We start from the raw sequence: 20,994 nt of genomic DNA, 5'->3' as shown, positions 1-20,994 counted from the left end.
CGCGCTGCCTACCCCGGCAGCATCCAATGAGGGTCAGCAGCCACCAGAAAAACCTGTGGTTTGATGGCGACTCAATCAAAGCCTGCGCAACCTCACAAGGTCTGCACGCAAAGAAAGGAGTGCTATGACAGCGCTAGTAAACGATCACCCTGATTTCAATATCAAGGCTCCCCTGAAAAATGTACGAAGCGGCCTTGCCACGGTTGCGGACGACATTGGCCAAGGTTTCTTCCTGGTCACCCACAACAGTCTGGCGCTTGTGGGAATGGCCGTCGTGTTTGCCGTCATCACCTTGCTGGCCCGGCCTGACTTGCGGGATGCAGGCGAGCTCAAGCTCATGGCCTGGCTGCAGGAACGCCGTGTTGCTGTCGTCCAGCCTCAAGCCCCGAAACTTCCGAAAGAGGCCGAGCGCACTGCCACCGCCAGCGTTACTGCCACTGCCAAACCCAAAATTCTGTCCAGCCAGCAAGCGGCTATTGCATCGTGGATCAGCAAGAAATATTCCGTGGCGCAGGAGCCTGTCGGCGCGCTGGTCGCAGAAGCCTTTGAGATTGGCCACAACGTCAAACTCGACCCGACCTTGATTCTGGCCATCATGGCGATTGAATCGGGCTTCAATCCGTTTGCGCAAAGCCCGGTCGGCGCGCAAGGCTTGATGCAGGTCATGACCCAGATTCATCACGACAAATATGCCAACCTGGGCGGCAAGCGCGCCGCTTTTGACCCGGTGGCCAACCTGCGCGTCGGCGTCAAGGTGCTGCAGGAATGCATCAGCCGCGCCGGCTCCATTGAAGGCGGCCTGAAATACTACGTGGGCGCAGCCAACCTTCCAAGCGACGGCGGTTATGCCAGCAAGGTGATGGCAGAGCGGGACCGTCTGCTCGCCGTCGTGGCGGGAAAGCGTCCGCCCACTTCGCGCTTTTATGCATCGCCAGCGCCCTCACGCCCGATTCCCGTGTCTTTGCCGGCCAACACTTCTACGCAGAAATCCAATGAGAATGATGCTGAAAAAGTCGCGCTACTAGGTCAATCCTGACCGGATTTTCGGGTCAACCACCCCCTAAGTTACACTAGCGCGGTGCGCGACTGGCGATAGGCATCCTGGTTTTTTGAGCCATTGATGCCAACGTGGGACACCACGGGGAAGCGCACCGTTTGCGGCCAGTGGGCCAAAAGCGTTCAGCCGTTCGCCTGGGCAGCCCTTGCTTCCTTTGCTTATAAAAAGCCAAAGGACAAGGAACCAAAGTCTTGAAGGACTGCCATGTACCACCGCAATATTCTCATCGAACAGACCGACCCCGAAATTTTCGCTGCCATCCAGGCTGAAAACGCCCGGCAAGAGCAGCATATCGAGCTGATTGCCAGCGAAAACTACGCCTCGCCCGCCGTGATGGCCGCGCAAGGCTCGCAGCTAACCAACAAATACGCCGAAGGCTACCCCGGCCGCCGCTACTACGGCGGCTGCGAGCATGTTGACGTGGCCGAGCAACTCGCCATTGACCGCATCAAGCAAATTTTCGGCGCCGAAGCCGCCAACGTGCAGCCGCATTGCGGTGCTTCCGCCAACGAAGCCGTGTTTCTGGCTTTCCTCAAGCCCGGCGATACCATCATGGGCATGAGCCTGGCCGAAGGCGGCCATCTGACACACGGCATGGCCCTGAACATGAGCGGCAAGTGGTTCAACGTCGTTTCCTACGGCCTGAACGACAAGGAAGAAATCGACTACGAGGCGATGGAGCGCAAGGCCCACGAAAGCAAGCCCAAGCTGATCATTGCAGGCGCTTCAGCCTACTCGCTGCGCATTGACTTTGAGCGCTTTGCCAAAGTCGCCAAGGACGTTGGTGCCATTTTCATGGTCGACATTGCCCACTATGCCGGTCTGGTGGCCGCTGGCGTGTACCCCAACCCGGTCCCGCATGCCGACATCGTGACCTCGACCACCCACAAGAGCCTGCGCGGCCCGCGCGGCGGTATCATCCTGATGAAGGCCCAGCACGAAAAAGCCATCAACAGCGCCATTTTCCCCGGCCTGCAAGGCGGCCCGCTGATGCATGTGATTGCCGCGAAAGCCATTGCTTTCAAGGAAGCCATGTCGCCCGAGTTCAAAACCTACCAGCAGCAAGTCGTCAAGAACGCCCAGATCATTGCCGACACATTGACGCAACGCGGCCTGCGCATCGTCAGCGGCCGCACCGAAAGCCATGTCATGCTGGTTGATTTGCGCGCCAAGGGCATCACCGGCAAGGAAGCCGAAGCGGTGCTGGGCAGCGCCCACATGACCATCAACAAGAACGCGATTCCGAACGACCCGGAAAAGCCGATGATCACCAGCGGCGTACGCATTGGCACCCCCGCCATGACGACGCGCGGTTTCAAGGACGAAGAAGCCCGCCTGACCGCCAACCTGATTGCCGACGTGCTCGACAATCCGCGCGATGCAGCCAACATCGAAGCCGTTCGCGCCAAGGTCCACGCCCTGACCAGCCGCTTCCCGGTTTACGGCTGAACCCCATGAACGGCGCAACAGCTATTGAATTGATAGCTGCTTGCGCCCGTGGTGATTGCGCCAGCGGCCTTAAACGCTTAAAAACTGGTCAAGGACACGCATGAAATGTCCTTTTTGCGGCCATCTTGAAACCCAGGTCATCGAGACCCGGATTTCAGAAGACGCCGAATTCATACGCCGTCGCCGCCAGTGCGGCGCGTGTGAAAAACGTTTCACCACCTACGAGCGGCCCGACGTGAGCTTTCCGTCCATCGTCAAAAAAGACGGCCGGCGCACCGACTACCAGCGCAGCAAAATCCTCGGCTCCATGAAGCTGGCACTGCGCAAACGCCCGGTCAGCACCGCACAGATTGATGCTGCCGTCGAGCAGATCGAGGAAAAGCTGCTGAGCCTCGGCCTGCGCGAAGTCGCTTCGAGCCACCTGGGCGAGCTGGTCATGCTGGAGTTGAAAAAGCTCGACAAGATCGCCTACATCCGCTTTGCCAGCGTCTATCGAAGTTTTGAGGATATAGATGAGTTCAAGACGCTGGTGGATGAGGTGGGGCGGTAATTTTCCATAGCCGATGATCCCAGACTACCTTCTGGCTTTTTGAGATCAGCAATTTGCTTGCGTCTGGATGCATTGGATTCACCAAAGCATTCCATTCCGGCCTGGCAACCACCGATGGAATAAGCAAAATTGCGCTTCTAGCTTCCTTGATCCACCGATCGCCAAAGGCTCTGGCGACAGAACTACTTTCAGCGTCCCAGCCACAGGGAAGCGAATTCACATCATGGCGTTCTACGCTTACAACGTCTGGGACATCGGCCACCAGGAAACAGTGCGTCGCAGGAATGCGTCCAATATTTGCGTGGACCAGTATTTCCAGCATGGCGCAGGAATAACTCAGCGATCCGTAAATTACGGAGCGACCTGGACTATTCCATCGGCCACCGATCAACGCAGCGCCCATGCCATCCCAAATCGGATGCCGACTGTCCCCTATTCGGAAAATCTGCATCACGCTGCAATTCCGTAATAGAGCTTCCAGAGCAATTCTTCAATACGCCGCGCGCCCAGCTCAGTCATTGAAACATCAAGGGGGGTGCGGCCCTGCAGCATCGCATGCGGCGTACTTAAAAAGGTACGGGCATCGTCTTCCGAGTTCCACACGTACTGCGCAGTAGCAAAAACACGGGCCAAGCGTTCGGCTCGCCCAGACTCATCGGCCGAGAGAGTGCTACGGCGGCGCTTGTAAGTAGCCTCGGGAACAATGCGGTACAAAAGTTGTTTGCGCTCTTCGCTACTCTTGCAGACACGGTCAACACTGGCTTTGAGCGCTTGCTTGGGGAGACCCTGCGAAACCAGCTCGTCGAGTTCCGCAAAGGAATGTGGAAGTGAGGCAAGCGCCATCACAGAGGCTATTTTCTCAGGAGTTACCAGTACCATAGAAGACCTAAAAGTATCGTTTGATAAAAAATTATAAGTCAATTGATACTAAAATAAACATCCGCACATCAATTTCCCGACGGTCATCAAGAAGGATGGCTGGTCATGCTGGAGACGCAAGTGGATGAGGCCCGACTCTGAGCGGCCGTTCACCGTTGATCAAACGCAGGAGCTGACCTCAATCTTCTGAACGCGCGGGCGGCCGACCGCATTCAGGATGATTTGGTATGCATCGCCGCTTGATGCCGACTGCCGGCACACGGTGAATGTGCCGGCCTGGAAAGCGCCTCCAACCAATTGTGTCGCCCCGGTAGGGGCGAACGATACATATCTGGCCACATTCGTGTTTCCAGTGAATCTCAAGCTGGCGGCCAATGGCGCTGCTCGATGTATGACCGTCTCGCCACTGTCGAGCGCAGCATTTGTGTTGGCATCATGAAAAACAATCCAGCCTTGCTCCCAGCCGCCGTCGGATACGCAGGAAACGCCATCCGCCGATTTGCACAAGACGACTCGGCTGTTGCGCTTGATCGCTTCACTACGCGCCAAGTGCAAATGGGAAAAGAAAACATTGGACGCAGATCTAAGCCTGATCGAATCCATTAAGGCCGCCATGGAAGGTATGCCGATGGTGGCAAGCACCGCCATCACGGCCAAGGTCACCAGCACCTCGATCAGGGTAAAGCCTCGTGATGAGCTTTGCGATAAAGGCGGCGTACGCCACTGAAGCCTTCCGATGATCAATGAGAGCGGAGGCTTGTTCATGAACAGAGGTTCTCAGGTGCAAACGCCGGTGGCCGTTTTTGTCACAGAGGTGCGGCCGGTCGCACTGACGGAAACCACGCGCTCCTGGCTTCCTGCGTTGGGCATCGCCCGGCATACTTTGAAACTGGCCTGTGTTGAACCCACGCCTGTGGCCTGAAAGATCAGGCTGGTCACGCTTGCCAACTCAGTGATCTTGAAACCTGTCGGCGCTGCCTGCTCGTAGAACAAAACAGTCGTTCCAGTCAATACGATCCAGCCTTGCTCCCAGCCCCCCGTGGTGATACACGAGTTTCCATTGGTGGAAATGCAAAGTTTGATGGATGAATTGCGCTTGATGGCCTCACTGCGCGCCAGCGTGGCGCTCGCCGCAAGGCGATTCGCATTGGCCGCCAGTTTGCTACTCAAAGCCGCATCGCTGAACGAAGGTACTGCCAATGCCATCAAGATAGCCACCAGCGCGATCGTGACAAGTAGTTCGATCAAGGTGAAGCCCCGCAGCAGCAGCAAGGCCTGGAAGCGGCGAGCCTGGACTCCTGCCAGCCGCTCGCTTTTCTCGACAGAACTGGCGTGAGTCATTTCTGGATGTACCAATAAGACCTGATTTTTGACAAGTTTGACGTTCCCGCTGCACCCGTTAACTGCTTGGTTTCCAGCGGTCCCAGAGCACCGATAATGAAAGGAACTGTGGTTCCATCATCAAGCGTCACCTTACCTGCGACTGGCGATGGCGGCAGGCCGCCCCCCGTCAGCAAGACAAAGGGATCGCCAGTGGTGCCATCCGGTTTAGCGCCATTCTTGTATAAAACGCTGTAAGACCTCGTGTTTCCCAAGTTGGCGCTGCAGCTACCTTGCGCTGTAACTTTGGGTTGATGGGTGCTGAAATAAACCTCACCGAACACCGTAACGGCTGAGGTCACGACCTGCTCATTAGCTTGCAAAGCAAGATACCAGCCCTTTTTTGTATTCAGATTTGCAGTTGTGGCAATAGTCCCTGAAGTTACGGGCAGCAAAGAGTTAAGGCACATCACACTCGCCCCTGGGCAATTAGCGCTGCTTTCAGTTGACAAATAACCAGTCTCTGTAGGCTTGTCATTGATTTTGAAAAAATAGTTGCTCGTCGTATTGGCAGTGTTCAAGGGTTTCTCACGATCACCAGAACCGAGCAGAAGAACGTTGGTCGCGCCGTCAACCGTCACATCGGGCCCAAAGATAAATTTCCGGTTCGCTGGAGCGGTGCAGGTGGTGGCGGTTGCGCAGCCCAACGAGGCAATCTTGGTAATGGTCCACAGACTTGGATCGGTCGAGCCAATCGCCACATTGGCCGAGATGCCCGAGATGCGGTAAACATTGCCGCCCAAATCCGCCGCATAGCCAAAGGTAACCTTGCCGCTACTGTCCTTGATGAACACCACGTCGCCTGTGACGCCACGATCAGTGCTGAACGTATTCTTCAACACGCCGCTATCGGCATCCATTATGTAGATACGATTACCGGTCGTTGTTGCCGTCGTGCAGCTGTAGCTCATTGCATCTTCGCAGCTTGCGTCATAGCCGCCCCCCATCACCAGCAAAGGGGAATTACCGCTCAAATAACCCGATGCAAAAATGACTTTTGGCGCAGCCCACGTCTGGCCAATCCTTGTGAAATCGCCATTAGTGCCATCATTGGTGCAGGTGGTGGCACTGCCGTCGGTGGTGCTGTTGATGCCACAGCCCCGCTTCCACTTGAGGGTAACGGCCAATGTGGAGCTATTGACCGTGAAAGCGTACATTGCCCGGCCACCCCGGCGCATAGTGGCGTAAATCCAGGCGTCGCCGCTGGCAGTCTTATGGCCCACTATCGTGCCGTCCATGCCATAGCTTTTGGCGGTGCCTGCAATTTTGGTGGCTCCGGTGCCATCACGCACCAAAATCGTTGACGTGTTGTCGTACAGGCGCTTGATCGAACTGTAAAACTCAGGCGGTATGAAAGCCCACATTTCCTGGCCTGGGCCTGCTGCGACGGTGCCGATGTTTGCAGCGTTCTTATCTGGACGATTGCCATTGATGGCGCGCAAGGCGCCGTCATTCGCGCCGTAAAAAACCATAACCCTGGGAATGGCATCGGTACCGAAGTTGATGGCAACCGGGCGTGAATGCACTACATCGCCATGCACCGAGGGGCGCATGGCCGTCGCGGCAACGGTGGCAGATTCATCATTTGTCGGCAAGGTCTTGCTGTTCAAACCTCGCGCCCAATTGACAAGCGTGGTTTGGGTCACGGTCGTACCAGTGTCAGTGGATCCGCTACTTCCCAGCAAGCCATTGGTGGTGCTTGAGGTATTGAAAGGCGTAAGCGAGGTACAGGATGCAAAAACGGGTGAACAGGTCGTCACCCTCCGATTGGCAGGCGTCATGCTGCGCAGCATGTAAGCCTGTCCGCCTTTTTCCACGATGTTGCCATCGGGCGTGTTGGACGCAGCCGCATAGCCGGTGCAGTTGGGCTTGAGAAAATAATTCCAGTAGGTGTCGGTATCTGCCAGCGCAGGCGTCCAGAAACTGCGGGCGCACTCGGCGATGAAGTCCGAGCCGCTGGCTGAAATGGCCGATGTCGGTGTTGTGGAGGCATCCAGCAGCTTCAAGGCGCCATTGAGCATGCCCATCTTGTACTGCTTGAGGTTGCCAGCCCAGCGCGGCAGTGAATCGGCATCAGGCCGAAACATGCCGATAAATACCTGATTGAGGTAAGTGCCCTGCGTATTAACGCTGACTGGCAAGCTGACCGAGGCAAAGGCGCTATTGGTTGACTGCACCTCGCTCAAAATAGTTTCAAAAGCAGCTTTTAACTGCGCAAAATTGGTAGTCGGAAAGTATTTCCCGCCCCCTTGAGTCGCCGTACTGTTCAAAATCCACGCATATTCCGCCTTGCAAGCAGAACTAATAACTCCAATGGTATAAGTAGTTATATTCTGCTCGCGCATATAGCGCGACCACTCGTCAAGATAATAGCCTCTATTTTCATGAGTATTTGGAAAGCTTACTGTACCGCATGAGGTAATATTATCATTACTGGTGCTATTTATAATAGATGTCTTCGTGGGAACAGGTGAAGCGTTCATCAAAAGCGTGGTATTCGAACCGAGCAGCGCATTCAATGGGCCACTATCGCCTGTGGAATCGCCTGGTGATCCATTGGGACCGTAGGAGTTGCCTATAAAAACTACAAAGTTTTTAAGACAGCCAGCAACCGGAGCGATGCTCGCATAATTTGTTCCAGAAAGACCTGTTTTACCGGCCATATACGCCCAGGCCTCCTGCATTGTCGCTGCAGTTGCTTGATTATTTGCTTTCACAGCGCCAGCTCCGTTTCCACTGGTTCTCCATGATTTTATCCAGTCCAACAATGCAGGCTTCGTAGCGGTCGTAAGGCCCGTAAGAGGGTATAAAAGACATCCGCCAGCGTTTGCGCTACCACGGCAGTTATTTCCCAAATAATCAACCACATTGCCGGCTTTGTATGCCATCACACCGATATTTACCGATGCTGTAGGGGTGACCGGCATGCCGCTGATCACCGAGTAAAGTGCGCATTGTTCAATACCGCCTGCCGACCCACTGAGTGAAGCATTAACACCGTCAATTTGGCAATCGGGAGCGCTAGCAGAAAAGCTACCGGCGTTGTCTATCACCAAGAGCAAGTTCGGCGCAGTGCCTGCTGCAGCGGTGGCTCCAGCAAACAAATCGATGTCCTCTGCCCGAGATGCCGACTGAGCGAAGCATAGTATTGCGAGTAAAAAAATCTTGAAGCAATGGGGTTTCATGTTGATCTCCTGATAATTTCGCCTACGGGCACATGCTGGCTTTTTGATCACTGCTCAGTTCCACGCGCAGACCTTGATGCACCTCCAAATCCGTACCACTGACCGCATCGGTCACCTTGGCCTGAATGTCCCAAAGCGTGCTGTAGTTGGGGCTGCCACAACCGCTGAATCCCTCGAGCGTTGCACTGCTGCAAGCGCCTTCCGAACCACTGCCCGCTACCTCGGTGGACTGTATGCAAGCCGGCGCAGCCACAGCTATTGTGTAATCCGTGACGCCATCGTTGTTGATGTCAAAGGCAATAGACTGGGCGGGGGGGACATTGGCAAAACCGGCTGCAAAATTTGTACCGATGACCTGCTCTATCGCTTTGTTGGCTGCAGCAATCGACTCGTTGCGAAATTGCATGTTTCCTACCGCCTTGAGGCTGGTGCTGCTAAGCGTGAAGGAGGTGGTCACCATCAGCGTGATCAGGACAAGCATGATCAAACCTACGATCAGAGTGACGCCTTTCTGGCTGCGCGGGCTAGCCGGCTTCATGGCGTTTCCCTTCTGCCAGAAATGTTGGGCAAGCGCACGGTGGACTGGAATACATGCCGCTTGAAGCCGTCGCAAAAAGGTCCGAGCAATGGAAGCGCATTGGCGGCAACCCCAGCAGTTTCGGGGCAGGTCGTGGCGGTCGGAGTTGGACAACTGCTGCCGAGGCAATACACCTTGGAGTCGGTATAACCTGGGGCAGTCTCGCGGCTGCGTGCCAGCACATAAAGCTTGACATTCACCACATCACGCAATTGCGCATTGTTACAACCGGCCCCGGTAGTGCATCGCACAAAAGGCGTCTCGGGAACTCCGTCACCACGATTGGTAGGCATTGTGTTGTTAGTAGCAGTGACTGCATCCACCGCGCAGGTGGACGGCCGTACCCGGGTGACCGCAGAAATCGCAGTGGTGTAATTTGTGGCGGTCCCACAGCGGTTCTGGCCATCAATGCCCAGTTCAACCATCAACCCTTCGATGCCTTCGATCAGCGCGGCCGGCGGGTCTTCATGAGCGGGAACTCCGCTGACCAGATTGAAAGTTGAGCGCATCAGGGTCGGGATGCCATCGCCTGCAGTCACTGCGTGAGTGCGAATGTAGTAAATATTGGAGATGAACTTGCGTTTGTCAGACAAGGTGCCTGCCGTGGTAGGAGCGACTCCAGTACAACCTCTCTTTTTCAGAGTGAAGTCGGCTGCTGTGTTGCTCAGCACGTAACGCAAGGGAGTGGCCGCAGTGGTTTCGGCTTCGCAGAACGATGACTGGAAATACAACTTGCTGTTGTCCAGAGCTTCACAGTTGGCGCCATCTGGCAGGCAATTGGCGGCATGACGCACGACCAGAACGTCCGTGCTGGGTTTCTTTGAGGAAATTAGCGCCGTGCAACCTGTAGGAATGGCGTCATAACTCTGCACAGGAATGCCAAGCAAAGCGTTCTTATAAGCAGCCGTCCAGTTGGCAGCATTGAATGCAAGACAGGGATCGGGCGCCAGCGACGGCGCATCCCCCGGGACAAGCGTCGAGCTGAAATCATCGAACTGGGGCGTATAGCCTCCCCAGAATCCCCCATGCTCAATGTCTTCCTGCAGGATGTCAATGGCAAACCGCCCATTTTCAATGAGGCCGTTTGTTTTGACCATCTCGGTATTGGTGCGACTGACATTGAGAAATACCGCGACCAAGGCAGTCATGAGAAGCAACCCCAAAGTGAGCGAGATCATCAACTCAATCAGGGTGAATCCTCTCTGAGAAAGACGGCGGGGCATGCCTTTGGCACGCGAGACAAACCCATTATGAAAAAGTAAGGCAGGGTGTTTCATAAAGGTCAAATCAAAGCAGCTATTCGAATGACCGTGGTAACGGTACGGCGACACAAGTCATTGATGCAAGCCGACCCGGCCTCGTTGTACTGATTTTGACCGCAGGCGACGCTGGCAAGCGGTGCGGTCAAGGGAATCAATCCTTGCCAGGCGACAGTGATCATGTATTCATTGTTACCAAGACTCTCAACGCAACCACGTCCGCCAAGCATGGCGCCCCGTTTGTTAGTGCCAATAGCTTCTGCCGCGCCCTGCAAGGCATTGCACCACTCACGCGCATCAATTTGCTGCAGCGTTTGCCCTGAGGCAACGGCTGGGCATGGCGTCAGGCCTGCTCCCAATGCAGAAACCGTCACATAAGAAGCCGCCACCGTGCGGTTGATCGCAATACGCTCGGCCATGTCATTGAGCAGCACCAGCGCCTGGGCTCTCTGGTAGGCCTCCATCTCCGACACCTGCATGCGCGACTGCAGGCCAGCCATACCCAGCAAACCAAAGGCCACAATCACGATGGTCACCAGCACCTCGATCATGCTTGAGCCGCGCTGCGGGGCTATTTGCCCGAAGGATGGAACTACCATTTGGCGGCAGGGGTTTTGACTCCTGCGCTGTTGAGCGTGAGAGCGCCGTCGCTGGTCTGGCTGCCGATGGCCGTGAACGTGATCGTATAAGAGGGAGGGGAAACTGTGTCAGATCCCACCGTGATGTCGTAGCTGTACTTGGTGCTGACCTCGGAGGGCAAGGCGTAACCACTGGTTTCGAGCACTGTCTTTGTGGCGTAAGCGCGGTTAGCCAGCAAGAACTGCTGCTCGCGGTTGGCGATATCCATCATCTGCGCCATGGCGGCGGTACGGTTGCCCCTGATGATGTACTGGGTATAAGACGGATAGGCCACCGCCGCGAGGATGCCAATGATGGCCACCGTGATCATCAGCTCAATGAGCGTAAAACCGTATTGCTTGCCGCTTCGCATGTCATCCCCTGTTTTTGCTCGATTGAGTGAAAGCGGATGTTAAGGGAGTTTGAACCCGCGACCACGGTCTGCCCGACTATCGGTCAACTTGCCGGAATGAATGGTGTCGCTCGCCCAACGCCAGCACCATGATTTGCCCATGGGATACTGGTCCACTGTCTGCATTCACCTGGTTCGCCATGCCCAATCACTATCCGCCCGCCATGGACCAAGCACTGGACCGGGCTCGCTTTGCCCTTCTGATGGCCCCGCCGAACCCCCGAGTGGGCTGCGTACTCATGTCAGAAAATGGCACGCTCATCGGCGTTGGCCACACCCAGCACACCGGTGGAGCCCACGCCGAAATCATGGCCCTGCGCGACGCAGCCGCCCAAGGCCACTCCACCGAAGGCGCCACCGCCTACGTCACCCTCGAACCCTGCTCGCACCACGGCCGTACCGGCCCCTGCTGCGATGCACTGATCGCAGCAGGCATCAAAAAGGTGGTCGCATCCATCGCCGACCCGAATCCGCTGGTTGCGGGCCAAGGTTTCGAGCGCTTGCGCGCAGCCGGCATCGAGGTAGAAGTCGGCCCGGGCGCCGCCGAATCCCGCGAACTCAATATCGGCTTTTTCAGCCGCATGATTCGCCGCACGCCGTGGGTGCGCATGAAAATGGCCGCGTCGCTCGATGGCACGACGGCGCTGGCCAATGGGCAGAGCCAGTGGATCACCTCGCCCGATGCCCGCGCCGACGGCCATGCCTGGCGCGCGCGCGCCAGCGCCGTGCTGACAGGCATCGGCACAGTGCTCGAAGACAACCCACGACTGGATGTGCGAGAGGTTCAAACACCGCGCCAGCCGCATATCGTGGTGGTAGACAGCCGCTTGCAAACGCCGCTGGATGCTCATCTTTTCATAGCTGGTCGCGATTGCATCATCTACGCTGCAGTCCAAAATGATGCTAAAAAAGCGGCACTGGAAGCACGCGGTGCCACAGTCGTCATGCTGCCTGACGCGTACGGCAAGGTGGATCTGGCGGCCATGATGAAAGACTTGGGAGCCCGCGAAATCAACGAGCTGCATGTCGAGGCCGGCAGCAAGCTCAATGGCTCGCTGATTCGCGCCGGGCTGGTCGATGAGTTCTTGCTTTACCTGGCGCCCAAACTTCTGGGGCCGGGCCAGGGCATGGCGGCGTTCGGGCCCTTGCAGTCGCTGGCTGACGCAGTGGCGCTGCAGTTTCAGTCTATTGACAGGGTGGGCGCCGACTTGCGCATCGTGGCCCGCGTCGCCGGTCGCGACCAGTTTTAGCCATCTTTCCGGCCGAGGCGTTTCAAGGCCATCTACAAGCCTTTTCAACGCCTTTACGGCCCAGCCGGCCGTTCCACCTCTTTTCCCTGCGAAAATAGCCGCATGTTTACCGGAATCATCACCGGCATGGGGCGCATCGTCGCTATCCATCGCCTGGGCAGCTCTTCAGATCATGGCCTGCGTCTCACCATTGAAACCCCTGCGGGTTATCTGGATGATGTGGGCTTGGGCGACAGCATTGCGCTTAACGGCGCTTGCATGACGGCCACGTCGCTGGAGCCTGCCCAAAACCAATTCACCATCGACATCTCCGCCGAATCGCTGGGCAAAACCTGCGGTCTGGCGGAACTCGGCATCATCAACCTCGAAAAAGCCCTGCGCGCCCATGACCGGCTTGGTGGCCACATCGTGTCGGGCCATGTCGATGGCATTGGCCGCATCACGCATTTTGCGCAGGTGGGCGAAAGCTGGGAGCTGCGCATCCGTGCGCCGCAAACGCTGGCCAAATACATGGCCTATAAAGGCTCAATCACCGTCAACGGCGTGAGCCTGACCGTGAACCGCGTCACCGATCTGGCAGGCAATTTCGATGAGCCCGACAACACGCCGGGCTGCGAGATCAGCATCAACCTGATTCCCCACACCGTTCAAAATACCGCGCTCGGCCAGTTAAACCAAGGCTCCCAGGTCAACCTGGAAATCGACCTGATCGCGCGCTATGTCGAACGCATGCTTCAAGATTCCCTCACAAAACAAACCATTGCCTAATGACCACTCTCATTTCCCCTGTTGAAGACATCATTGCCGAGATGCGCGCTGGTCGCATGGTCATTCTGGTTGACGAAGAAGACCGCGAAAACGAAGGTGATCTGGTGCTGGCCGCCGACCACGTAACACCCGAAGCCATCAACTTCATGGCCAAATTTGGCCGTGGCCTGATTTGCCTGACGCTGACACGCGAGCGCTGCGAACTCCTGAAACTGCCGCCCATGGCGGCCCGCAATGGTGCGCAGTTCTCCACCGCCTTCACGGTGTCGATTGAAGCCGCTGAAGGCGTGACCACCGGCATTTCGGCCGCTGACCGTTCCCGTACGGTGCAGGCAGCCGTCGCCAAAAACGCCCAGGTCAGCGACCTGGTGCAGCCCGGCCACATCTTTCCGCTGCAAGCCGTTGATGGCGGCGTCCTGATGCGTTCCGGCCATACCGAAGCGGGCTGCGACTTGGCCGCCATGGCCGGCTGCTCGCCAGCGGGCGTGATTTGCGAAATCATGAACGACGACGGCACCATGGCCCGTTTGCCGGACTTGCAGGTGTTTGCAGCCACGCATGGCCTGAAAATCGGCACCATTGCCGACCTGATCGAACACCGCAGCCGCACCGAGTCGCTGCTTGAAAAAGTGGGCAGCCGTACTGTGCATACGGCTTTTGGAGAATTCACCGCGCATGCGTTCAAGGACAAAACCAGCCACGAGTTGCACCTGGCGTTGGTCAAGGGCCAATGGGCTGCTGAAGACACGGTGGCCGTGCGTGTTCACGAGCCGCTGTCGGTGCTCGACCTGTTAGAGACCGGCCGCACCATGCATTCGTGGAGCCTGGACCAGACGCTGGCGCATATTGAGAGCAAAGGCCAGGGCGTGGTGGTGCTGCTGAACTGCGGCGAAAGCGCGTCCCAGTTGCTGGCCCAGTTTGAAGGCACGGCACGTGCCGCGCAAGCGCCGGAACGCGGCCGTATGGACTTGCGCACTTACGGCGTGGGCGCGCAAATTTTGCGTGAATGCGGCGTGCAAAAAATGCAGCTCATGGGCAATCCGCGCCGCATGCCCAGCATGACCGGCTACGGCCTCGAAATCGTCGGCTATATCGGCAAAGATTAATCATTTCCTTCATCAGAAAGTTCATCATGTTTGGTGCAGAAAAAGGCTGGTCCGACAACCTGGACGGCAAAAAGCTTTCCATTGGCATAGTCCAGGCGCGTTTCAATGAAGGCGTGACCGACGCTTTGGCCGAAGCCTGCAAAAAAGAGCTGTTAGCCCTTGGCCTTGAAGAAAAAAACATCACCCATGTCAAAGTGCCTGGCGCGCTGGAAGTGCCCTGCGCGCTGCAGGCCCTGGCAGAAACAGAAAACTTTGATGCGTTGATCGCCCTGGGCTGCATCATTCGCGGCGAGACCTATCACTTCGAGCTGGTGGCGAACGAAAGCGGCTCGGCCGTGACGCGATTGGCGCTCGACTACCAGTTGCCGATTGCCAACGCAATTTTGACGGTCGAAAACATGGAGCAAGCCCAGGCGCGTCAGGACGAAAAAGGCCGTGACGCGGCGCGCGTGGCCGTCGAGATGGCGAATCTGCTCAACGCGCTTGCCTGAACATTCCTCTCTTACAAAAAATCAAACGGAGCTTCATGGCTGAACCCCTCACCAAACCCAAACGTCCCCCGCAAAACCGCACCGGCCTGACCGACACCGGCGTAAAAAAAGCGGCCGACAAATCGGCCCGCACCCGCGCACGCGAATTTGCCTTGCAGGCGCTGTACCAGCATCTGGTGGGGCAAAACGCGGTCGATTCGATTGACGCTTTCACCCGCGATCTGGTGGGCTTTCACAAGTCAGATTCGGCCCATTACGACGCCTTGCTGCACGGCTGCATTGATTCAGCCCAAGTGCTCGATGAGCGCATCACTCCTTTGCTGGATCGAAAAATGGCCGAAATTTCTCCGGTGGAGCATGCCATTCTGTGGATCGGCGCTTACGAGTTCACACATTGCCTGGATGTGCCCTACCGCGTCGTCATCAACGAGTGCATCGAGCTGGCCAAGGCGTTTGGTGGCACCGACGGCCACAAATACGTCAACGGCGTATTGCACAAGATGGCGCCTTCGCTGCGCGCCGCCGAAGTGGCTGCCGACCAATCGCGTCAAGCCTGAAAACCATTCTTGTTTCCTGAAAGTTTTGCCGTGAAGATTTCCCAGCGCGCCGAGCGGATTGAGCCTTTTTACGTGATGGAAGTGGCCAAGGCGGCCAGCGCGCTGGCGCAGCAGGTGGCGCATACGAGCCAGCCGATGATTTTTCTGAACATCGGCGAACCTGACTTTACCGCGCCGCCGCTGGTGCAGCAAGCGGCCTGCCGCGCGATTGAAAAAGGCGACACACAGTACACACCGGCGCTGGGTTTGCCGGCCTTGCGCCAGCGCATCAGCGACTGGTATGGCGCGCGTTTTGGCGCGGATGTGGCGCCCAGCCGGATTGTCATCACAGCGGGCGCATCGGCTGCGCTGCAACTCGCCTGCCTGGCCTTGGTCGAGGCCGGCGACGAAATCCTGATGCCTGACCCGAGCTACCCGTGCAACCGGCATTTTGTCAGCGCGGCAGAAGGCACGGCGGTGCTGATTCCGACCACGGCCCAAGAGCGCTTTCAGCTGACGCGCGAGAAAGTGGAAGCGGCGTGGAAGGACAAAACACGCGGCGTGTTGCTGGCGTCGCCCTCCAATCCGACAGGCACGTCGATTGCGCCCGAAGAGCTGCAGCGCATTCATGAATTCGTTCACAGCCGGGGCGGCATCACGCTGATTGACGAGATTTATCTGGGCCTGAGCTACGAAGAACACTTTGGCCACTCGGCGCTGGCCCTGCCCGGCGGACTCGGCCAGAGCGTCATCAGCATCAACAGTTTCAGCAAATACTTCAACATGACGGGCTGGCGGCTGGGCTGGCTGGTGGTACCCGAGACGCTGACCCCCGTGATCGAGCGCATTGCGCAAAACCTGTTCATCTGCGCCAGCACCGTGGCGCAACATGCCGCGCTAGCCTGCTTTGAACCGGAAAGCTTGAGGGAATACGAAAGCCGCCGCGCTGAATTCAAAGCCCGCCGTGACTACTTTATTCCCGAACTGAACCGCCTGGGCCTGCGCGTGCCGGTCATGCCGGATGGCGCTTTCTACGCCTATGCCGATTGCACCGAAGCCGCCGCCCGGCTGGGTGTCAGCGGCAGCTGGGACTTTGCGTTTGAGCTGATGAAACGCGTCCACTTGGCCGTGACGCCAGGCAGGGATTTTGGCCACGCAGCGCCCGAGCAATTCGTGCGGTTTTCGACCGCCAATTCGATGGCGCAACTCAAAGAAGCCGTGGCCCGGCTGGAATCGGTACTTGGCTGATATGAAGGCCAGCGCAGCGCACGCGGTTACAGACGGCAGCGCGGAGACTTCGCTCAAGCAAGGGCAGCAAGATCCGCATTGCCAGACTGCAGGTGCAGCAGTCCCCTCAAACAACAGTAACCCCCACAAAGCGGCGAGCACGAATGCCCCCGCCCCAACCCAGCAGGGGCCGCAAGACCGGCTTTGCCGGATTGCAGGCGCAGCGGCCCCCTCGGGGGGCAGCGAACCACACGAAGTGGGGAGCGTGGGGGCATCACCCTTTAGCGTGGGGGCCATTTTCCAGTGGCCAGTTCGCGTCTACTGGGAAGACACAGATGCAGGCGGCATCGTTTTTTACGCCAACTACCTTAAATTTTTTGAACGTTCGCGCACCGAGTGGCTCAGATCGTTGGGCATCGAACAGCAGCGAATGAAAGACAGCACGGGCGGCATGTTTGTCGTGACCGAAACCAGCATTCGCTACCTCCGTCCGGCCCGTCTGGACGATCAACTGATTATTACGGCCAGTCTGATAGAAACCGGTCGTGCATCCATGATAATCAAGCAGCAAGCGCTATTAAAAACAGAGCAAAAAGACCCGCTATCTGCCACGTTGCTTTGCGAAGGCACGATACGAATTGGCTGGGTCCACGGTGCCAGCCTGCAGCCAAAACGCATACCCGCCTGCATTCTGGACAGCTTGAAAACCTGATAAAAAAGCTTCAACATGAACCAAGACCTCTCCATTGTCAATCTCCTTATTCACGCCAGCTGGGTCGTCCAGGCGGTGGTTGCTTTGCTGATCGGCATTTCCATTGCCAGCTGGGCCGCCATTTTCCGCAAGATAGTCGCACTCAAGCGCGCCCAGTTTCTCAATGACGAGTTTGACCGCGAGTTCTGGTCGGGCACCAGCCTGAACGATTTGTTTGCAGGCGCTGCTCAAAACGCCAAGACATCGGGCTCCATGGAACGCATTTTTGCCAGCGGCATGCGTGAATACCAAAAACTGCGTGAGCGCCATATCAGCGACGCCGGCACGCTGCTCGACGGCGCACGACGCGCCATGCGGGCCAGTTACCAGCGCGAGATGGATACGATTGAATCGAATCTGTCTTTTCTGGCCACCGTCGGCTCGGTGTCGCCTTACGTCGGCCTGTTCGGCACGGTCTGGGGCATCATGCATGCCTTTACCGGGCTGGCGGCTATGGAGTCGGTCACCCTGGCCACCGTGGCGCCCGGCATTGCAGAGGCACTGGTGGCGACGGCCATCGCCCTGTTTGCCGCTATTCCGGCGGTGGTGGCGTACAACCGCTTTGCGCACGACATTGATCGCATCGCGAATCGTCTGGAAACCTTCATTGAAGAGTTTTCCAACATCCTTCAGCGCAACCTGGGTGCGCAGTCGCCCTCAGGCCACTAGAAATGACCCCCATGCTCCCCACTTCGTGTGGTTCGCTGCCCCCCGAGGGGGCTGCTGCGCCTGCGGCCCGGCTAAGCCGGTTCCGCGGCCCCTGCTGGGGCGCAGGGGGTGTCTCCACGGTTTTTTCAATGCAGCCTGTGCTGCTGTCGTCTTGCTCAGGAAACAACCATGCCAACAGTTAGTTCACGTGGCCGGGGCCGCCGCACCATCAGCGAGATCAACATGGTGCCGTTCATCGACGTCATGCTGGTGCTGCTCATCATTTTCATGGTGACGGCGCCACTGATCACGCCCAGCATGATTGCCCTGCCCAAAGTCGGCCAGGCGTCCAAGCAACCGCAAAACCCCGTGCGCATCGATATCCAGAAAGACGAAAGTCTGCAGATCCGCTTCAAGACCGACACCCTGTCCAGCAGCGTAAAAGGTGTGGCGGCTGATATTCTCAGCCGGGAGCCTGGTGTGAAAGCGCAAGGTGCCGAGGCGGTGCCGGTCGTTATCAGCGCCGACAAGTCCATCAAGTACGAAACCGTGGTTCAGGTCATGGACACGCTGCAAAAAGCTGGTGTGTCGCGTGTCGGCCTGTCCGTTCAAACCGGCAAATAAGCCGCGACCCACCGGAAGACCGCCAGACCTCCATGCCCAGCACTGCAGATCGCCTTGAATTTACCCCGCCACGCGACAAAGGCTCGCCGCGCGCGTTCGGGCTGTCGCTGCTGGTACACGCCCTGCTGATTGCTGCCCTGACCTGGGGCGTGAACTGGAAACGCACTGATGAAACCGCGTCGTTCCAAGCCGAGTTGTGGTCTGACGCGCCCCAGCAGACCGCACCCAAAGAGCTTGTAGTGCCGCCGCCCGCACCCGAGCCTCCGCCAGAACCCACACCGCCGCCGCCCAAGCCTGTTGCGCAACCCATTCCTGCGCCCCTGCCCAAGCCAGCTCCACCGCCGCCCGCACCCAAGCCCACACCGGCACCCATACCGCCAGCGCCTGTTGCGCGGGCCGTTCCTGCGCCTGCACCCAAACCAGTCCCACCGCCGCCGGTGGCCAAAGCGCCTGAAGTCAAGATCACGCCAGTCCTGCCGGATGCCGACATTGCTCTTGAAAAAGAAAAAAAACGCAAGCTGGTTCAACAACAGAAAGAAGCAGAAGTCCGCAAAGCGCAAAAGCTGCAAGAGAAGCATGAGGCCGAACTGCAAGCCAGACACGAAAAAGAGCTGAAAGCCAAAGAAGCACTGGCGGATCGCAAAGCCGAAGAACTAGCCCAAAAAGCAGAAGCCAAAAAGCAGGAAGCCCGCGAGCTGGCAAAAGAAAAAGAAAAAGAAAAGCGCACTGCCGTTGCCAATGCGGCGGCAGCTGCAGAAAAGCAAAAGCAAGCCGCCGCTACAGCCGCAGCCAACGCCGAGAAACGAAAAGAAGCAGCCGCTGCCGCTACAGCCGCAGCCAACGCCGAGAAACGAAAAGAAGCAGCCGCTGCCGCTACAGCCGCAGCCAACGCCGAGAAACGAAAAGAAGCAGCTGCTGCCGCTACAGCTGCAGCCAACGCCGAGAAACGAAAAGAAGCAGCCGCTGCCGCCACAGCCGCAGCCAACGCCGAGAAGCGAAAAGAAGCAGCTGCTGCTGCCGTCACCAAACAAAAGCAGGCTGCCGCCGCTGCCGCTTCAGAAAAGCAGCATCAGGATGCCGTTAAACGCATGATGAGCCTGGCGAATGCCGGCAGTTCCGGCGCTGCAAAAGCGAGCGGGCCATCAGCCGGATATGCGGGCAAGGTCAGGGCCAAGATATTGCCGAACGTGGTCTTCAGCGACGAGATCACGGGCAATCCGAAGGCAGAAGTGGAAGTCACCACCACGGCGGATGGCACCATCATGAGCCAGCGACTGCTGAAATCCAGCGGCAACAAGGCTTGGGATAATGCCGCACTCAAAGCCATTGTTCGCACCGGATCGCTGCCGCGCGATATAGATGGCCGAATCCCTACGCCGATGATCATCGAACTCCGGCCGCACTGAATGCGGCCAGGCAATTCGCTATCAAATAAATAGCTGCCTGCGCCCGTCTCTATTGGGCAGTTTCAAGTCCAAGCGCAACACAGGGATCATTGAATAGTAGCGGGCGAGGGGTGGTAGTTGAGCAACAAATTGCGGTAGACCTCAAGGGGCGAATGCGCATTGAGCGTCTTGCGCGGTCGATTGTTGATCTCATCGGCGATGGCATCGAGCTGCGCCTGGGAGTAGCCCGAGAGGTCCGTGCCCTTGGGCAAGTACTGGCGCACCAAGCCATTGGTGTTCTCGTTGGTGCCCCGCTGCCAGGGGCTGTGGGGGTCACAAAAGTACACCGCGATACCGGTATTGGCGCAAAGCTCCTTGTGGCGCGCCATCTCAGAGCCTTGGGTCTAGGTCAGGGTGCGCCGCATGGGTTGTGCAATTGAGCGCAGCTTGTCGGTGAAGGCTTGGAGCACATGGGCGGCACTGGCGGGCTTGGGGATTGGCAGGTGCACCAGGATCAGCAGCCGTGAAGTGCGCTCGACCAGCGTGCCCACGGCGCTCGCGTTGGCCTTGCCCTTGATCAAATCGCCCTCCCAGTGGCCGGGGAACAACCGGTCGGCCACCTCGGGCGGGCGCACATGGATGCTGAGCATATCGGCGATCTTGCCCCTGCGGTCTTCACCCCGGGTGCGCGGCAGGCGCTTGGTGCGCGCATGGCGCAAACAAGCAATCAACTCACGGCGCAGCTCACGTAAGCGTCCGCCCAGTACCCGTATTGAAATTCAAGACTCAGTCTGGTGGAGCCACTGGTTGATTTCGGCCACGTCGAATGCGGCAGGGTCAAA

General features: G+C 57.7%; 22 protein-coding genes, 1 pseudogene and 1 riboswitch. Of the genes and pseudogenes, 13 read left to right on the top strand and 10 right to left on the bottom strand.

Annotated elements, in window-relative coordinates; all coding sequences use genetic code 11:
• The first annotated feature begins 124 nt into the window (after positions 1–124).
• The 3 genes from RCH06_RS02980 to nrdR all read left to right on the top strand — a co-directional run bounded on the left by RCH06_RS02980 (position 125) and on the right by nrdR (position 3,056).
• Positions 125–1,036, top strand: coding sequence for a lytic transglycosylase domain-containing protein (locus RCH06_RS02980; protein WP_327079944.1), 912 nt, complete (start codon positions 125–127; stop codon positions 1,034–1,036).
• A gap of 36 nt (positions 1,037–1,072) precedes the next feature.
• Positions 1,073–1,204, top strand: a riboswitch (ZMP/ZTP riboswitch).
• A gap of 57 nt (positions 1,205–1,261) precedes the next feature.
• Positions 1,262–2,506: a serine hydroxymethyltransferase gene (gene glyA / locus RCH06_RS02975; protein WP_327079943.1), complete on the top strand. Its 1,245-nt coding sequence runs from the start codon at positions 1,262–1,264 to the stop codon at positions 2,504–2,506.
• A gap of 100 nt (positions 2,507–2,606) precedes the next feature.
• The gene (gene nrdR, locus RCH06_RS02970) at positions 2,607–3,056 is read left to right on the top strand and encodes a transcriptional regulator NrdR (protein WP_327079942.1); all 450 of its coding nucleotides are present in this window, start codon (positions 2,607–2,609) and stop codon (positions 3,054–3,056) included.
• Here the strand turns inward: nrdR and RCH06_RS02965 are convergent.
• The 9 genes from RCH06_RS02965 to RCH06_RS02925 all read right to left on the bottom strand — a co-directional run bounded on the left by RCH06_RS02965 (position 3,025) and on the right by RCH06_RS02925 (position 11,327).
• The gene (locus RCH06_RS02965) at positions 3,025–3,507 is read right to left on the bottom strand and encodes an RES family NAD+ phosphorylase (protein WP_327080139.1); all 483 of its coding nucleotides are present in this window, start codon (positions 3,505–3,507) and stop codon (positions 3,025–3,027) included. The two genes, nrdR and RCH06_RS02965, sit on opposite strands and share 32 nt — an antisense overlap.
• Positions 3,507–3,935: an antitoxin Xre/MbcA/ParS toxin-binding domain-containing protein gene (locus tag RCH06_RS02960; protein ID WP_327079941.1), complete on the bottom strand. Its 429-nt coding sequence runs from the start codon at positions 3,933–3,935 to the stop codon at positions 3,507–3,509. The genes RCH06_RS02965 and RCH06_RS02960 overlap by 1 nt, the downstream gene beginning before the upstream one ends.
• A 159-nt stretch (positions 3,936–4,094) precedes the next feature.
• Positions 4,095–4,700: a GspH/FimT family pseudopilin gene (locus RCH06_RS02955; protein WP_327079940.1), complete on the bottom strand. Its 606-nt coding sequence runs from the start codon at positions 4,698–4,700 to the stop codon at positions 4,095–4,097.
• Between the two features lie 12 nt (positions 4,701–4,712).
• A complete protein-coding gene (locus tag RCH06_RS02950) occupies positions 4,713–5,276 on the bottom strand; it encodes a GspH/FimT family pseudopilin (protein WP_327079939.1) in 564 nt (187 codons plus the stop codon).
• The gene (locus RCH06_RS02945) at positions 5,273–8,500 is read right to left on the bottom strand and encodes a pilus assembly protein (protein WP_327079938.1); all 3,228 of its coding nucleotides are present in this window, start codon (positions 8,498–8,500) and stop codon (positions 5,273–5,275) included. Before RCH06_RS02945 ends, RCH06_RS02950 begins: the two co-directional genes overlap by 4 nt.
• Positions 8,501–8,522: 22 nt before the next feature.
• Positions 8,523–9,038 (bottom strand): pilus assembly PilX family protein, encoded by a 516-nt coding sequence (locus RCH06_RS02940; protein ID WP_327079937.1) that lies wholly within the window; start codon positions 9,036–9,038, stop codon positions 8,523–8,525.
• Positions 9,035–10,354, bottom strand: a complete 1,320-nt coding sequence (locus RCH06_RS02935; protein ID WP_327079936.1) for a PilW family protein — start codon at positions 10,352–10,354, stop codon at positions 9,035–9,037. Before RCH06_RS02935 ends, RCH06_RS02940 begins: the two co-directional genes overlap by 4 nt.
• A 5-nt stretch (positions 10,355–10,359) precedes the next feature.
• A complete protein-coding gene (pilV, locus tag RCH06_RS02930; protein ID WP_327079935.1) occupies positions 10,360–10,935 on the bottom strand; it encodes a type IV pilus modification protein PilV in 576 nt (191 codons plus the stop codon).
• Positions 10,929–11,327 (bottom strand): type IV pilin protein, encoded by a 399-nt coding sequence (locus tag RCH06_RS02925; protein ID WP_327079934.1) that lies wholly within the window; start codon positions 11,325–11,327, stop codon positions 10,929–10,931. The genes pilV and RCH06_RS02925 overlap by 7 nt, the downstream gene beginning before the upstream one ends.
• A gap of 179 nt (positions 11,328–11,506) precedes the next feature.
• On the opposite strand from RCH06_RS02925, the gene ribD reads away from it, so the two are divergent.
• The 10 genes from ribD to tolA all read left to right on the top strand — a co-directional run bounded on the left by ribD (position 11,507) and on the right by tolA (position 20,173).
• Positions 11,507–12,616: a bifunctional diaminohydroxyphosphoribosylaminopyrimidine deaminase/5-amino-6-(5-phosphoribosylamino)uracil reductase RibD gene (ribD, locus tag RCH06_RS02920; RefSeq protein WP_327079933.1), complete on the top strand. Its 1,110-nt coding sequence runs from the start codon at positions 11,507–11,509 to the stop codon at positions 12,614–12,616.
• 102 nt (positions 12,617–12,718) lie between these two features.
• Positions 12,719–13,384 carry a riboflavin synthase gene (locus RCH06_RS02915; RefSeq protein WP_327079932.1) on the top strand — a complete coding sequence of 222 codons (666 nt, stop codon included), beginning with the start codon at positions 12,719–12,721 and terminating at the stop codon, positions 13,382–13,384.
• Positions 13,384–14,490 (top strand): bifunctional 3,4-dihydroxy-2-butanone-4-phosphate synthase/GTP cyclohydrolase II, encoded by a 1,107-nt coding sequence (gene ribBA, locus RCH06_RS02910; RefSeq protein ID WP_327079931.1) that lies wholly within the window; start codon positions 13,384–13,386, stop codon positions 14,488–14,490. Before RCH06_RS02915 ends, ribBA begins: the two co-directional genes overlap by 1 nt.
• A gap of 26 nt (positions 14,491–14,516) precedes the next feature.
• Entirely contained in the window at positions 14,517–14,981 is a 465-nt protein-coding gene (ribH, locus tag RCH06_RS02905) for a 6,7-dimethyl-8-ribityllumazine synthase (RefSeq protein ID WP_327079930.1), read from the top strand.
• Positions 14,982–15,016: 35 nt separating this feature from the next.
• On the top strand, positions 15,017–15,538 hold the full coding sequence (gene nusB / locus RCH06_RS02900; RefSeq protein ID WP_327079929.1) for a transcription antitermination factor NusB: 522 nt from the start codon (positions 15,017–15,019) through the stop codon (positions 15,536–15,538).
• A gap of 30 nt (positions 15,539–15,568) precedes the next feature.
• Positions 15,569–16,765, top strand: a complete 1,197-nt coding sequence (locus RCH06_RS02895) for a pyridoxal phosphate-dependent aminotransferase (RefSeq protein ID WP_327079928.1) — start codon at positions 15,569–15,571, stop codon at positions 16,763–16,765.
• Positions 16,766–17,039: 274 nt separating this feature from the next.
• Positions 17,040–17,456 carry a tol-pal system-associated acyl-CoA thioesterase gene (gene ybgC / locus RCH06_RS02890; RefSeq protein ID WP_327080138.1) on the top strand — a complete coding sequence of 139 codons (417 nt, stop codon included), beginning with the start codon at positions 17,040–17,042 and terminating at the stop codon, positions 17,454–17,456.
• Between the two features lie 15 nt (positions 17,457–17,471).
• Positions 17,472–18,164, top strand: a complete 693-nt coding sequence (gene tolQ / locus RCH06_RS02885; RefSeq protein ID WP_327079927.1) for a protein TolQ — start codon at positions 17,472–17,474, stop codon at positions 18,162–18,164.
• Between the two features lie 168 nt (positions 18,165–18,332).
• The gene (locus tag RCH06_RS02880; protein WP_327079926.1) at positions 18,333–18,767 is read left to right on the top strand and encodes a biopolymer transporter ExbD; all 435 of its coding nucleotides are present in this window, start codon (positions 18,333–18,335) and stop codon (positions 18,765–18,767) included.
• A 32-nt stretch (positions 18,768–18,799) separates the two neighbouring features.
• Positions 18,800–20,173 carry a cell envelope integrity protein TolA gene (gene tolA / locus RCH06_RS02875; RefSeq protein ID WP_327079925.1) on the top strand — a complete coding sequence of 458 codons (1,374 nt, stop codon included), beginning with the start codon at positions 18,800–18,802 and terminating at the stop codon, positions 20,171–20,173.
• A gap of 86 nt (positions 20,174–20,259) precedes the next feature.
• On the opposite strand, the pseudogene RCH06_RS02870 reads toward tolA, so the two are convergent.
• Positions 20,260–20,898, bottom strand: a pseudogene (locus RCH06_RS02870) (IS30 family transposase); the annotation flags it as partial.
• Between the last annotated feature and the right edge of the window lie 96 nt (positions 20,899–20,994).

The sequence above is a fragment of the Polaromonas sp. CG_9.5 genome (assembly GCF_035984465.1).
Classification (GTDB): domain Bacteria; phylum Pseudomonadota; class Gammaproteobacteria; order Burkholderiales; family Burkholderiaceae_C; genus Polaromonas.
This window is presented reverse-complemented; position numbering and strand designations above follow the sequence as displayed.

Coding starts and splice junctions, on each gene's coding strand:
- glyA (WP_327079943.1), top strand. CDS start 1,262: ATGTACCACCGCAATATTCTCATCGAACAGACCGACCCCGAAATTTTC.
- RCH06_RS02935 (WP_327079936.1), bottom strand. CDS start 10,354: ATGAAACACCCTGCCTTACTTTTTCATAATGGGTTTGTCTCGCGTGCC.
- RCH06_RS02925 (WP_327079934.1), bottom strand. CDS start 11,327: ATGCGAAGCGGCAAGCAATACGGTTTTACGCTCATTGAGCTGATGATC.
- tolQ (WP_327079927.1), top strand. CDS start 17,472: ATGAACCAAGACCTCTCCATTGTCAATCTCCTTATTCACGCCAGCTGG.
- ribD (WP_327079933.1), top strand. CDS start 11,507: ATGCCCAATCACTATCCGCCCGCCATGGACCAAGCACTGGACCGGGCT.
- RCH06_RS02940 (WP_327079937.1), bottom strand. CDS start 9,038: ATGAAGCCGGCTAGCCCGCGCAGCCAGAAAGGCGTCACTCTGATCGTA.
- nrdR (WP_327079942.1), top strand. CDS start 2,607: ATGAAATGTCCTTTTTGCGGCCATCTTGAAACCCAGGTCATCGAGACC.
- ribBA (WP_327079931.1), top strand. CDS start 13,384: ATGACCACTCTCATTTCCCCTGTTGAAGACATCATTGCCGAGATGCGC.
- RCH06_RS02950 (WP_327079939.1), bottom strand. CDS start 5,276: ATGACTCACGCCAGTTCTGTCGAGAAAAGCGAGCGGCTGGCAGGAGTC.
- RCH06_RS02965 (WP_327080139.1), bottom strand. CDS start 3,507: ATGCAGATTTTCCGAATAGGGGACAGTCGGCATCCGATTTGGGATGGC.
- RCH06_RS02955 (WP_327079940.1), bottom strand. CDS start 4,700: ATGAACAAGCCTCCGCTCTCATTGATCATCGGAAGGCTTCAGTGGCGT.
- RCH06_RS02980 (WP_327079944.1), top strand. CDS start 125: ATGACAGCGCTAGTAAACGATCACCCTGATTTCAATATCAAGGCTCCC.
- RCH06_RS02945 (WP_327079938.1), bottom strand. CDS start 8,500: ATGAAACCCCATTGCTTCAAGATTTTTTTACTCGCAATACTATGCTTC.
- nusB (WP_327079929.1), top strand. CDS start 15,017: ATGGCTGAACCCCTCACCAAACCCAAACGTCCCCCGCAAAACCGCACC.
- tolA (WP_327079925.1), top strand. CDS start 18,800: ATGCCCAGCACTGCAGATCGCCTTGAATTTACCCCGCCACGCGACAAA.
- RCH06_RS02880 (WP_327079926.1), top strand. CDS start 18,333: ATGCCAACAGTTAGTTCACGTGGCCGGGGCCGCCGCACCATCAGCGAG.
- pilV (WP_327079935.1), bottom strand. CDS start 10,935: ATGGTAGTTCCATCCTTCGGGCAAATAGCCCCGCAGCGCGGCTCAAGC.
- RCH06_RS02915 (WP_327079932.1), top strand. CDS start 12,719: ATGTTTACCGGAATCATCACCGGCATGGGGCGCATCGTCGCTATCCAT.
- RCH06_RS02960 (WP_327079941.1), bottom strand. CDS start 3,935: ATGGTACTGGTAACTCCTGAGAAAATAGCCTCTGTGATGGCGCTTGCC.
- ribH (WP_327079930.1), top strand. CDS start 14,517: ATGTTTGGTGCAGAAAAAGGCTGGTCCGACAACCTGGACGGCAAAAAG.